General features: G+C 43.4%; 11 protein-coding genes. 5 read left to right on the top strand and 6 right to left on the bottom strand.

The features are described from left to right. Nucleotides 1-189: 189 nt before the first annotated feature. Together L3V27_RS04915 and L3V27_RS04910 are read right to left on the bottom strand one after the other, a co-directional pair. Nucleotides 190-402: a cold-shock protein gene (locus L3V27_RS04915; RefSeq protein ID WP_005375644.1), complete on the bottom strand. Its 213-nt coding sequence runs from the start codon at nt 400-402 to the stop codon at nt 190-192. A gap of 307 nt (nt 403-709) precedes the next feature. Beyond that, nucleotides 710-958: a hypothetical protein gene (locus L3V27_RS04910; RefSeq protein ID WP_005375646.1), complete on the bottom strand. Its 249-nt coding sequence runs from the start codon at nt 956-958 to the stop codon at nt 710-712. 288 nt (nt 959-1,246) lie between these two features. Between L3V27_RS04910 and pcp the strand changes: the two genes are divergently transcribed. The 4 genes from pcp to L3V27_RS04890 all read left to right on the top strand — a co-directional run bounded on the left by pcp (nt 1,247) and on the right by L3V27_RS04890 (nt 4,859). Beyond that, nucleotides 1,247-1,885 (top strand): pyroglutamyl-peptidase I, encoded by a 639-nt coding sequence (pcp, locus tag L3V27_RS04905; protein WP_065646950.1) that lies wholly within the window; start codon nt 1,247-1,249, stop codon nt 1,883-1,885. A 197-nt stretch (nt 1,886-2,082) separates the two neighbouring features. Then, on the top strand, nt 2,083-2,346 hold the full coding sequence (locus L3V27_RS04900) for a hypothetical protein (protein ID WP_237311183.1): 264 nt from the start codon (nt 2,083-2,085) through the stop codon (nt 2,344-2,346). Between the two features lie 63 nt (nt 2,347-2,409). Further along, the gene (locus tag L3V27_RS04895; RefSeq protein WP_237311181.1) at nt 2,410-3,396 is read left to right on the top strand and encodes a GTP-binding protein; all 987 of its coding nucleotides are present in this window, start codon (nt 2,410-2,412) and stop codon (nt 3,394-3,396) included. 170 nt (nt 3,397-3,566) lie between these two features. Then, nucleotides 3,567-4,859 carry a DEAD/DEAH box helicase gene (locus L3V27_RS04890; RefSeq protein ID WP_005386186.1) on the top strand — a complete coding sequence of 431 codons (1,293 nt, stop codon included), beginning with the start codon at nt 3,567-3,569 and terminating at the stop codon, nt 4,857-4,859. Between the two features lie 63 nt (nt 4,860-4,922). On the opposite strand, the gene L3V27_RS04885 is transcribed toward L3V27_RS04890, so the two are convergent. From L3V27_RS04885 to L3V27_RS04875, 3 genes are all read right to left on the bottom strand, one after another. Then, on the bottom strand, nt 4,923-7,949 hold the full coding sequence (locus L3V27_RS04885; RefSeq protein ID WP_237311179.1) for a DUF6701 domain-containing protein: 3,027 nt from the start codon (nt 7,947-7,949) through the stop codon (nt 4,923-4,925). Nucleotides 7,950-8,256: 307 nt separating this feature from the next. Next, a complete protein-coding gene (locus tag L3V27_RS04880) occupies nt 8,257-9,096 on the bottom strand; it encodes an arginase (RefSeq protein ID WP_237311177.1) in 840 nt (279 codons plus the stop codon). 6 nt (nt 9,097-9,102) lie between these two features. After that, a complete protein-coding gene (locus L3V27_RS04875; RefSeq protein WP_005391048.1) occupies nt 9,103-9,837 on the bottom strand; it encodes an IclR family transcriptional regulator in 735 nt (244 codons plus the stop codon). 348 nt (nt 9,838-10,185) lie between these two features. Between L3V27_RS04875 and L3V27_RS04870 the strand changes: the two genes are divergently transcribed. Continuing rightward, nucleotides 10,186-11,658, top strand: coding sequence for an EAL domain-containing protein (locus tag L3V27_RS04870; RefSeq protein ID WP_237311175.1), 1,473 nt, complete (start codon nt 10,186-10,188; stop codon nt 11,656-11,658). Here L3V27_RS04870 and modF read toward each other — a convergent pair. Beyond that, nucleotides 11,646-13,100 (bottom strand): molybdate ABC transporter ATP-binding protein ModF, encoded by a 1,455-nt coding sequence (modF, locus tag L3V27_RS04865; RefSeq protein WP_104973807.1) that lies wholly within the window; start codon nt 13,098-13,100, stop codon nt 11,646-11,648. The two genes, L3V27_RS04870 and modF, sit on opposite strands and share 13 nt — an antisense overlap. Nucleotides 13,101-13,284: the final 184 nt, after the last annotated feature.

The following is a 13,284-nucleotide window of genomic DNA, read 5'->3' as shown; positions in this document are numbered from 1 at the left end:
AAACTGGAATTGCAAGGTAGGTAGTGTGATTACCTAAAGATGTATACCAAAGTGACTTTATTGAAAGTGATTAATGACGGCGTGGGAGAGGTAAGTGATTTGGGTATATAAACTTAGATAGAGAATATTAAGGGCGGCAATAAGTGGAAGGGGATGGTGGCACCAACAACGTTGATGCCACACAAAGAATTACAGTGCAGTTACTTCAGCAGCTTGTAAACCTTTGTTACCTTGTTCAACAACGAACGATACTTTTTGGCCTTCAGTAAGAGTTTTGAAGCCTTCAGAAACAATAGAACGGAAGTGAACGAATACGTCATCACCGCCATTGTCTTGAGAAATAAAACCAAAACCTTTAGTTTCGTTGAACCATTTTACTGAACCAGTTAATTTATTAGACATAGATACCTCTATATTTGATTGTTTTAAATATTGAATTTTTAGCTAATATCAAGTGCTACTATATGATTTTAGAGATAACTATTTTGTCGCAGGAACGTAAACGAGGAATTCGATGTGGAACTGAGAGAAACTTTGATCTTTAATTACATTAATAGCTCTTTCCGTAAGAGCTGATGTGCAGTATACCGACAAAATTAATAAAGGCTAGCCTTTTCTTTTTTTATTTTTTAAGTATACCAAGCGCATTGCTTTCAAAGCATACGCTTGGTGTATAAGACGGCATGGTGTTATAGATGGTGCGGAGCGCTTAGTGTTTTCTGGTTGGGCCGTTACGAACAATGTCTTTACCATTGTCATATACGTGCTGCGAAACCCAGCGGCCAAGGAGCAATTGGTGCTTTTCTCCTAATACGGCAACAAATGGACGGCCATCGGTATTAGAGGTGGCTAGCGCAACGCCAGTGACACCTTCAAGACCCAGAGCGCCGCTTTCTACTAAATGCAGAAATGCCTCTAACTCTTCAATCGTTTCGATTACATGGTTATCAATATTCATTGTATTCAATCTCTTCGAATTGCATTGCGGTCGCGTACTCTACCTAAGTTAAGCGTGGAAACCAAGTTTCTGCGTGAGTCATGAAATGAGAGAGCCCCGTCCTGCGACTAATCATCAATGTTTAGTCTTGATAGTCCGGAACTTGTCTAGATTCAATAAAGGTGAAAACCCTCGCTGGTTAGACATGAGTCACATAATGTTGTCTGGTTTATGTCAACAATACTTTTGCTATTGGATGGGGTGAAGGGGAGTGCAATAATTTGTGAAACTCTTTTCCTAAAGGCTGTTATGAAGAAAGTCCTGATTACCGGTTTTGAACCTTTTGGTGGTGACGCCATTAACCCCGCTTTAGAAGCGGTGAAGCGATTAGAGGCTGCGGCAATAGAAGATGCCATGATCGTTACTTGCCCAGTTCCTGTGATTCGGCATGAGTCAGTGAATACCGTTATTGATGCAATAGAAGCGCACCAGCCAGATTGTGTGATTACCGTTGGGCAAGCGGCCGGACGTGGCGCGATCACCCCAGAGCGTGTCGCAATTAATGTGGATGATTTTCGTATTCCAGATAACGCTGGTCATCAGCCGATTGATGAACCCGTAGTGGCTGACGGCCCAGATGCTTACTTCTCGACACTGCCGATAAAGCGTATTGTTCAAACGCTGCAAAAGCAGGGGATACCTAGCCAGATTTCCAACAGTGCCGGAACATTTGTATGTAACCACCTTTTTTATGGCATCCAACATTATCTAAAAGACAAACCTATTCGTCATGGGTTTGTTCATATCCCATTATTGCCAGAACAAGCAGTAGATGGCAGTCAGCCTTCCATGTCTCTGGAGATGATAGTCGAAGGGCTAAGGCTGGTGGCTCAAGTTTGTATTGCCAATGAAAACGACATATTGGTCAGCGGCGGGTCGATTTGCTAGCAAGCGTTTTACAGTCCACTAAGTATCTGAAAGCTAGTAATAAGTTCATCGTTTGATGTTGTAATAAATGTTAGCTTTGTCAAATTTCACAAGTAGCGAAAGGAGTAGCATTGAATAGTCAGGTTGGATGTTGTTCAAACTGGCACTCCCCTAGTACAGGAGGTGTTAGGGGCTACCCTTACGAAAGGCGAGTTATCATGAAAAGCAACAAAAGTAAGTCAATCGCACTTATCTCTGTCGTTATTTTCGTATTGGCTATCGCTGCGCTTAAATTCGAAAACACGCTCGGAGTTCTTCCCATCGTAGTCGCTATTATCGCGTTTTTTATCTGCGTCATTTACACCAGTATGTATCTTTCTGATATGAAGCGTTCAGAGTTGATAAGTCACTCTGATCATTCTCAAAAAATGTGTACCCACGCATCACGCAATGAGCTTGATGAGCGCGATAAAAAGCGTTGAAGCGAGTCACATTCTCCGTATACTTTGCTGGAGCATTAATGCACTAACGTGTCGGAGATAAGCATGTCAAATCGAGTACCAACCAACATACTGACCGGATTTTTGGGTGTCGGTAAAACGACCACGATTTTAAATCTACTGAAGAATAAACCGGAAAACGAAAGCTGGGCGGTTTTGGTCAATGAATTTGGTGAGATTGGCATCGACGGTGCATTGATGACCGACCAAGGTGCGCTGATTAAAGAAGTGCCGGGTGGCTGTATGTGTTGCACGGTGGGTGTGCCGATGTCGGTCGGTATTACCGCGTTACTGCGCCAAAAACCGGACCGTTTATTGATTGAGCCGACAGGCCTTGGTCATCCAAAACAGGTTATCGCGACGCTTACCTCCGAACAGTATGAACCTTACGTTGATCTAAAAGCGACGATCGCTCTGGTTGATCCGCGTAATTTAAGTGATGAAAAGTACCTTTCTAACCAAAATTTCGTGGACCAGTTAGACAGCGCAGATGTGGTTATAGGCAGTAAGGTTGACCTTTGTACCAGTCACGACATTGATGTGTTTAATGACTGGGTGACGGACCAATCTCCCTCAAAAGTATTTAGTAAGCTTATTCATGACGGTGAGTTACCGATAGAAGTCTTGGATATCGAACGGGTTTACGGCAGCGCTTCTTCCCATATCGAGTCACATCATCATGACCATGCTCACCAAGAGCCTCAATTCCAGTTGCCGCCAGGTGAAGCCTTTGTGCGCAAAGAGAACAAAGGGCAAGGGTATTTTAGCTGCGGGTGGTTGTTTGGGGCAGAGTACACGTTTGATTTTGATAAACTTTTCTCAATGCTTTCGGACTTAACGGCGGAACGTGTTAAAGCGGTGGTCAACACAGATCAGGGGTGTTACGCGTTTAATGTTGCCAACCGAGTCGTGTCGGTGAATGAAATCAGCTTAGAAGGGTTTGAATCACGATTAGAAGTGATAGATTCTCAGCTGTTGCCATGGGATGAACTTGAGCAAATTCTCCTTCAGTTGTCTGGCATCAAGCGTTAAATCGAACAAATGTTAAACGGAAACGGTGAACCTGCAATCTGTCTGCGTTCGCCGTTTTTGCTTTTGTAGCGTTTCAATGAGAAAAGTGAGATAAATCACTCAAATTCGGGTATAGTGCACGGCTAAATTTTTAAAGCTATTTTTAGTGGTTTGTTTAAGGAATACGCTCAATGTCATTTTCATCTCAAGGTTTTGCGCCAGAAGTGGTTAAAGCACTGGCAGAATGCGGTTATGAAAAGTTAACGCCAATTCAACAGAAGGCGATTCCAATGGCTCGCAAAGGCCATGATATTTTCGCTACAGCACAAACAGGTACTGGTAAAACGGCTGCGTTTTCTCTGCCTATGATTCAGCAGTTGTTAGACAGTAACCGTAGCGCTTCTCGTAAGACTGCTCGTGCACTTATCTTGGCTCCAACTCGCGAGCTTGCTGAACAAATTGCTGACAACATCAAAGCTTACACGAAGTACACCAATCTGTCGGTGGCGGCGATTTTCGGTGGCCGTAAAATGTCTTCTCAGGTTGCGGCACTGGAAAATGGTGTTGATATCCTTGTGGCTACACCTGGTCGATTGGAAGAGCACATCGAACAAGGTAATGTCTCGGTGGCACACTTAGAGTTTTTGGTGTTTGATGAAGCAGACCGTATCTTGGATATGGGCTTTATTCATGCAGTTCGTAAGATCATGCTGGATGTAGATACAGACCCACAAATCATGATGTTTTCGGCAACGACTTCAAGCCAGCTAAATCTGTTAGCGAAAGACATTCTGCGTAAACCAAAACGTATCGAAGTAGAGCGTGCAAATACTACGGCACAAACAGTTGCTCACGTGCTATATCCAGTTGATCAAGAGCGAAAAACGGAACTGCTTTCAGAGCTAATTGGTCGCAAAAACTGGAAACAAGTGTTGGTATTTGTGAACTACAAAGAGACCGCAAACGAAGTGGTAAAAGAGCTGAAACTTGATGGTATCAAAGCGGTGGTTTGTCATGGTGACCGTGCTCAAAGTGCTCGTCGTCGTGCGCTAGAAGAGTTCAAGTCTGGCAAAGCACGTGTCATGGTGGCTACCGATGTCGCTGCTCGAGGTCTAGATATTGAAGACTTACCTCACGTTGTGAACTATGACATGCCTTTCCTAGCGGAAGATTACGTTCACCGAATTGGTCGTACGGGTCGTGCAGGTAAACAAGGTCATGCTGTTTCATTTGTAAACCGAGATGAAGAGCTCACGGTGGTTCAGGTTGAAAATCTAATCCAGCAACGCATTCGCCGTATTGAGCTTGCAGGCTATGAACCAAAACAGCGTGAATCTTACATTGAAAAGCTGCACTCAAAACCAGCATTCAAGAATCGTCAAGGTCGTCGTAATAATCCGAACCAGTCGGCAACAGACCAAGGGTCGGCAGAGCGTCGTCTTGCTATGGTGAAGCGCCTGAAAGCGCGTCGTGGCGCAAAGTAAATTACACAGTTTGTGTGAAAAGAGCCCCTCAATTGAGGGGCTCTTTTTGTTTGCCGTTTCGTGTTAATTTAGGCCAAGCATATTGGGTTCACCACGATAAATAATGCGATCGTTTCCTCGGTGAATACCAAACGTAACAATGACGGGTGGGTTTTCCTCTTCACTTGTAGAGCTATCCCAGTCGTATTTTAGCCAAGGGATGCGATTGCCTGAGCTGTCTAAATCTAGGTGGAATTGTATTTGCTCGCGCGCTGAGTCAATTTGGCTTGCAACGATATCGGTCATTCTGCCAATACTCATCGTTCCAACGCCAGAAAGCAGGGCGTTGTTTGCTGGCGCATGCGACCAAATTGGCGTGCTGAAGTAATATTCACCATTCGCCGTTGTTGAGCTGTCATCGAAGTTAGTCGTAAATCGACCGTTTTGCCAAATTTCCACATCAAGTGGCACTTTGATCATCATGCCTTGGTTGCCACCCACATCTTGAAAGTTCAAACGACCGAATCGAATATCTGGTTGTTGTGTGAGCACTTCGCTGTTATCAAAGAAGTTTACCTCATCAACGGCTTTAGTCGTGACTATACCTATTTTGCTAATATCACTGTTAGTCCCTTTATTAAATGGGCCATCAGGGTATTGTTTATCGGTCGTGTTCTTTTTCCAACATGGGCTATTGTTACAAGTCGCATTGGTTGAGGGCTTCTCGATAACAAACGTTCCGACACTCGCGTTACCCAGTAGTTTCCAGTCTACCTTCTTAGGCTTAGGCGGCAAAAACCGATCGGAGTATGAGCTTAGCTCGCCTAAGTCGAAATGTTGTTGAAGGTTAGATGAAAAGTGGACGTAGTTCTTCACGTTTTCCTTATTCGCATTGAGTGCGACAACATCGTAAGTGACTTTTTCAAAAGGTTGATTCATGTAAGCAAAAGTTTGGCCATGTGGGTAGTGCCATTCTTGGTCTTGCACTTGAAAATATTTTGGGTAAAAACGACCGATGTAACGATAGCCTTCGTTAACAGTCATACCTAGATATTTACTTTCTAGGTTTGCTTTTACTCTCAAGCTCCCGACTTCTTCCCAATATAATCCATTAAAGACGAATTGATCATTCTTGGCTGAATTATGCGCCTGAGCCAGTGAGTCACTACTTTTTAGCAATTTCGAGGTTTGGTTCGCTGTCTCAGATGGCGTATGTTGCTCACTCGACAAGACAACCGATGCTGCTGGAGCATCATCAAGCATAAAATTACGGGTGATAGAGGCATCACAATAACGTGCTGATTCCACAGAGCCACTTACAGAGCCGTCAGGTTGCCAAATGATGGGCTTCACTGTTAGAGAGAAAAGTTCTCCAGCCGCGATAAACCCATCTCCTTGTTCAGAAGTACCAGAACGCAAAGCACGCTGGTTGTCACAAATAGCCAGTGTCCATGGTCGCGAGTACACATTAAATGTTCCTTTCACTTCCACTTTGCCTTCTTCTGGGCACTCTTCAAATCCCTCACATTCAAAATGATCGGATAATGTCACTTCAAATATGCCGGACTCGTTCGTGATAAGACCATGCTCAGACAAGCCGTCTTTAAATTCCGCTGAATAGCTAAAGTTTCCTTCACTTCCTCCTACTGGTTGAACCAATGGATGAAAAACCTTAGGAGTACCATTGTAGTTGCTTGCGACTACAGGTTCGCCGGTGGAGGCACAAGCAAGCAATCGCGTATGCACATTTTCTGGTTTACCTGCAATAACGCGTATTTCATTTAAAGTTGCGCTTTTCGTCTTTGAGTAGGCCTCAAACATAAATGGCGTAAACATAAAGCTAACCGTTTGATGCTTGCTGGTGTCTTCTGCCATAGTGAAAGTCAGCGTGTAGTTCGTATCTAACGCGATGGTATCAATATCGTTCGGGACCACTCGAACAACGAGCTTACCATTGTCGTCAGACATAAATTGGTTTGCTTTTAATGTCTGCTGACCTTTGACCACCTCTAAAGTGAACAAGTCAGGGTGTGATAGGGCAGCACTGACTTCTGCGCTTACAACTTCTCCATTATTGGTTGTTGTTGCTGTAAATTGCGGAAGATCGTCGCCGCACATCAGTGCCATATCGTCCGATGGTGTGACGCTTAGGTCGAAGTCGTTCTCCGATGGAGGTTGCATGCTGCAATTCGGAACATCTTGAGGGGTAATCGGACAGACCTGAGAGGAGTAGTGACAATCAGTGTCGTCTAATCCACAGTATTGCGTGTATTTGTTGTCTTGTGCTTTCGTTTGTGCACTTCCTGGCGTTTGTTGGATTTCACCACAAACTTGACTTGGCTGATTTGGAGCGTTGTTGAAGTTCAATGTTTGGAAGTATTTAATTGCTGTAGTAGAGCCATAGAACGAACCGTTCAATGCGGCAGATGCTCCTTTAGTCTCAGTAGTGCCGTAGATCTCCATGTCATCAATAAGCAGAGAACTGTGCGCCACAATATCACCGACGACGAAATGTCGTTGGAGAGGGTTCGTCGTCTTGAGATGCAATTGATGGCCTTTTGATTCAATGGTGCCACAAACGTTAGCGTTGAATATATCGGTCGTACTGTGAGTCAAAATGTCACCAATAATGGTGTTGTACTCACCATCAATATGAAGGGCCTCACCTGTTAGCTCTATATCCCCATCGATGAGAACGTTATGCAGCTTTGTTGGATAAGCCGATAGAAGATCACCATAGATAACAGTGTGCTTGTTTTGGTAATCGTCAATGCTTGATGCTTTCTCATTGTTAACCGTTAATCCGGTAGCGAGTGCGTGGAGAGAGATACGCTTATTGGGTTCACCAATCGTATTGTCCCCCTCTAACACAATGCCATGAGCTGCTTCTAGCGTTATCTCTTTTTCCGGTAATGAGGAGACAATTTTGTCACCAGCGGGTAGAACTAGTTTCCCTGTACAGTGATAAGTCGTACCATCGCTTCCGATATTAAAACTCTTGTGTGAGCAAAGTTGACCTAGCTCAGATAGATCTTTGACGTCATAAGTGGTGGCGTGTGAGGCTAGCGGTAAAACAAGAACCGCAGCGAAAATACTGCAAAGACGCATCATCAAATGTCCTAAAAAAGTGGAACAAGATGGCATCAAGCGAGCGTGAGCAAATGCTCACAGAAGTTGAAATGTCGGCGGTGTTTTTGGTTTTTAATCCGCTTACTTATTGAACTTTGGCTATTTTTATTTCGTATGTCATACCAAAGCTTAGTGGCGTTATTAGAACGTAAGTATGAGATTAGTTCAATAGCTAAGTGTGACATGAGTCGCTTGATTCATGTAACTATTTGTTGGTAAAAGATAATAATTAACCATGTTGATTCAGAATCAGTAGCTTGAGCGTCCTGATTCTGAACCGAACTTAATCCTAGGCTGCGTGAACAATGAGTGGGGCCATTTGATATAACTCTTCTAGTATGGCTTTCGTTTGTCTCGAATAGACCAGACGATCGCGATCGCCTACGAGTTGAATGGCTCTGACTTTACCTGTAACCAGACATTGCCTAATGGTGCGTAGAACCATTTGGATATCAATTTCTGAGGTACCATCAAGGCTGTTTTTGGTTTTTAGGGAGCCAAGGTCGATACTGAGGATTATTTGGTCGCAATGGTCGAGGTAATTGCCGATCAACTGCTTTACATTATTGCGATGACGAAAAGAAAACTCTTTATCGGTTACCCAGTCACAACCTTGATCCTCCGCGTATTCCCACGTTTCTTGCTTTGTATCTTGTTCGCTAACACCAGCAAAAAATAATCGCACGTTTTGATAGCGAGAAAGAGCAAAATGGAATGCGGAGCCTAAACGTGGTTCAAGTGTTGGCTTCAAGTTCATGTCATGTCCAATATTTACCACACCCACTTCGTCTCGATAGGACACGACCACAGGTAACATGGACAAGATTGCCTCGGTACAGTTGGTCACTAAAACGGGAATAGAATGACGAGAAAGCGAAAGACTTAACGCTTCCTGAAACTCGCCATTTTCCAGCTTGTCGTGGTTGAAGTGACCAAAATTTTCAGCGGTTTCATGATCATGCTGTTGGTATAGCCAATCGCTAGCATTTTCCAAGCTTTGATCAGCTAATTCAAACGCGCCCTTAGACATGGGAGGCAAATACTCACACACTGTCATAAAAGAAAAAGGGTAATGCTGCGGCTGTTTCACGGTGTGGTGGAGTTTATAGCGTTTGAAAAAGCTTAACATGATGAATTACCTTTCTGGTGGTAGTGCCCTTGCCGCTTGCAACACATGCAAAATAATGCGCTGCTTATCCTTTTCGACTCGGTGGGCCGGAGCCATCACCGAGACCGCGCCGATCAGTTTGCTTCCTTTCATCACTGGTGCACTGATGCCAGAAACACCCGGGTCAATTTCTGAAGTACTGACGGCATATCCGTGTTTACGGATGGTTGTGAGCTCTTGTTCCCATTCGTCTCGTCGGTGATCTTGATTAAAGTATCTCAAGATTTTCTCGCATCGACTTTGAGGCATAAAAGCGAGCATCACTTTAGATGAGGCACCACGTAGCAGTGGTTGACTTTGACCCTGGACGAAGCTGCAACGTAGCGCCTGCATACTTTCTTTTTGTCTGACACAAAGCGCGCGATACCCTGCAGGTACCATATAAGCGGCCATTTCCCCTGTTTGTTGTACCAACCGAGCCAGTATGGTTTCGACCATATCTAACCCATGCTGTGCGGTCTCATAGCTATGCATGAGCAGCAATGCAGCCGGGCCAACGACAAATGTCTTGTCGTGTACGCTTTCTTCAATCAAGTTCCACTCTTTGAGTAGCTTCAAGTGTCGGTAGAGACTGCTCAAAGGAACATTCAATTGCTCGCTTAGCGTTTTCGCAGAGACTGGGAATGGACTAACTGCAACTTGCATTAACAACTGCAGTGCTTTTTCGTTTACCTGGTTCGCATTAGCTTTGTTTGTCGTCATGAGAGTGTTGTAACGTGTTATATGAATTACGACAAATATAATTCTTAATCACTGAGAAAAGAAAAATAATTTTAATGGGTAATTCTCGTAGAGTGAGAATTTGACGACTGAGGGCTTACCTCGGTACCGATAGGCTCAAAAATGATGTCGTATTGACGTCTCAGGTTTGAGTCGTTTGATGCTAAATTGGAACAGGAGGGATTAAGGCATTGTTTAGTTTGCGGTATTACCAAGTGTTTCGCATACTGAGTTAATCTAAATAAATAATATTATAAACGAGAGTTGCTAGTGGGTATCAGAATCCAGATACCATCTAAGTAAATCGGTTTTATAAAAGGTTACTTTTATATGCTGAATAAGGCGCTTTTTAAAAAAGCCATCATTTTTTTGTTGCCCATTCCTTTGATTGTTGGCGAGGTCTTGTATTTAGCTCGTGAAAGCGTGCAAAACAACCTCAATCATCTATTAGAAAAAAACGTTCAAATCGCAGACGAAATTTTATTCCAAATAGAGACCGAAAACCGCACGGCTTTGTTGCATCCTAGACGATGTGAAGAGCTTCAGCAAAACTTGATGTTTGAACGAGATATCGAAGAAATGCTGATTGTAAAAGATGGGATCATTACGTGTTCTTCTAAACTGGGCGTAATTTCTAAGCCGTTAGCCGAGCACATTACATTTCCTGAGGGACAAGCGTTAGCACTGGGAAACGTGGATAGCGTATATGACCAATTTTTGCTCGTCGTGACCGAAGGAGAGCGAGGTTATCAAGCGGTGACGATTATTGATCATGACTACTTTAATGCGAAGATAGGATTTAATAACGATTTACGTTTAAAACGCTCTGCCTTATTTATCCATGACCAAGTTGCACCTGAAGAAGCGTTGAGAACGGGAAGTAATCCTATTGGCATCAAATCGTCGCAAATGTTTGAGTATGAAGCTTTGAGTGAAGCTAGCGATCTGTTCGTCAAACAGAGAACACTTTCCTATTTTTTGTATTCAATTCCAATCATTTTTGTTATCTATCTTTGCTTATATGCGTTAAATAGATTTATCGATCCTCATCGAAGCTTGGTCCTGGATTTAAAGAAAGCCATAAAGAAAGGCGAGTTGACTCTGTATTACCAGCCCCAGATTAACGTCGATACTGGTCAACTATTTGGTTTTGAAGCCCTAGTGCGATGGGAACATCAGAATAAAGGGTTCATTTCTCCTGATGAGTTTGTGCCAGCGGCGGAGCAAAGTGGATTGGTCTTTTTGCTCACGGATTACGTTCTCGATAAAGCGGCAGAAGACTTTAGTAAATTAGACTTTAATCAGTCTGTTCACCTTGGTATTAATGTGCCGCCCGGTTACTTAGTTGGGCCAAACGCGATTAGAAAGATTCAACTCATTGATAGGAAGTTAAGTCGAAATAACGTCTCATTAGGCATAGAGATAACAGAACGTCAACTCATTGATGCTGAAGCCAGAAAGTGCATCGCAGCGCTGCGAGTACATGGCATTGATGTGTTAATCGACGATTTTGGTACCGGTCAAACCTCGCTGGCGTTCCTGCAGCACATGCGTATAGATTACCTAAAAATCGATAAATGTTTTGTCGAAACTATTGGTATACCTAGCCTAAGTGCTTCTGTTTTAAAAGCTATTGTTCACTTTGCGGAAGAGCTGAAAGTACAACTCATCGCTGAAGGTGTAGAAACAACGGCGCAAGCCGACCATTTGAAAAAAATGGGAGTGCGATATCATCAAGGATATTTTTACTCCAAGCCTTTACCTTATGATCAACTTGCTCAGCGAAGTCATTATGATTGGTAAACGTTAGCCCGATAACATTGGTTATTGTCATCAAAAATAAACTCTAACTCATTCTTGATACTATCCAAGCGGTCTTCTTGGTAATGAGATACATACAATAGCTGGCTTAAATTCTCTCGGGCGATGAGCTCAAGTGTATTCTTAACTAAACGCCTACCAAGAAAATCTAACCCTTGATATGGCTCGTCCAAAATCAGTAATGTTGGTTGTTTAACGATGGCTCTTGCAATCAACAACAGGCGCTGCTGACCGTACTCTAATTGCTTGAATGAGGTTTTTCGGTATTGGCTCATATGTAGGATGTCGAGCCATTCGTTTGCGATGTCCACTTCTTTACGAGTAGGTTGGTTATACAACCCTATGGAGTCGTAAAAACCGGACAAAATCACGTCTAGCGCACTGCAGTTAACGCGGTATTGAAGGTGTAACGCTGAAGATACCATGCCTATGTGCTGCTTAATTTCCCAGATTGTCTCGCCAGACCCTCGCTTTTTACCAAAGATATCAATGTCATTGCTGTAGCACTGAGGATGATCACCAAAGATTAACCCAAGCAAGGTGCTCTTCCCACAGCCATTTGGACCTTTGACCTGCCAATGCTGACCTTTGTCTATTCGCCAGTTTAAGTCAGTAAAGATCTTCTTATCAGTGTATTCAACAGACCCATTTGTTAGTTCAAATATTGGGTTGTCGAAGTGTGTCGAGTGCTGATGCTGACGTATCAAGTTCATCATTTCTTCACTCTGTTGCTCGGACTGAGATTTAATTTGTCCAATGATTGGATGATTATCCCAACTGGATTTATCCATCGTACTGTCCAGCTTTCCCGCACTGAAAAGCGCAACGCGATCAATCCACTCAGGTATATCAGACTCGCGAGAAAACGTGACCAGCAGCTGTACGGTTTGAGAAAGCGAGTGTAAATAGTGAGCGAGAGCTGCTCGATGGGCGATATCTAAACCAGTAAATGGGTTATCTAGCAGTAACAAATCAGGCTGTGTTGCTAAAGCGCGAGCTAGCATCACTCGTCTTGTTTCCCCTGTAGAGAGAACACGAAAGCCACTGTGTTTAAGGTGAGTTAGGTCGAGATCGGTAATCAGCTGATCTATTAAATTAGCGTCTTGGCTGCGCTCCTGAATGAGTGAGTAAACGGTACTGCCTTGATCGATACGATCAAGAAAGTCTGTATCGTCCTTTTCTAATTCCCTTTCCAGTAATCGCTGTTGCTCTGATAACGACACTTGAGCAACGGACAGCCCATCAAGCTCAAGTTTCCCGCTTATTGGTGAAAGTTCACCACAAATAAGGTCTCCAAGTAGAGCTCCAATATCCCCATCCGCGCTGAATATTCCCCAAGATTGCTGAGTGTCTATTTTCCAATCGTCAATAAATAGGTGAGCCGTGTTCCCTTGAGCGGCAAGCTGACTAAAACGAATAGTCATATGTTTGTCTTCCTTGTTTTCGTTGTAATCGTTTATTTATAACAATTTACGAACTCAGTAAGGAAGCGCTTTTGTGTATTAATTTTAATCAATGCAGCATCTAGTGAGCACTCAAGGGTAGTGCTATTTGAGAGTGAAACCGCCACTATGTTTGCAGGTAATAAATTGACCTATCAGTAATTTT

The organism is Vibrio sp. J2-3(2022), assembly GCF_021725735.1.
GTDB lineage: Bacteria > Pseudomonadota > Gammaproteobacteria > Enterobacterales > Vibrionaceae > Vibrio > Vibrio diabolicus.
Note: the sequence above shows the minus strand (reverse complement) of the source record. Positions and strands in the feature narration are given on the sequence as shown.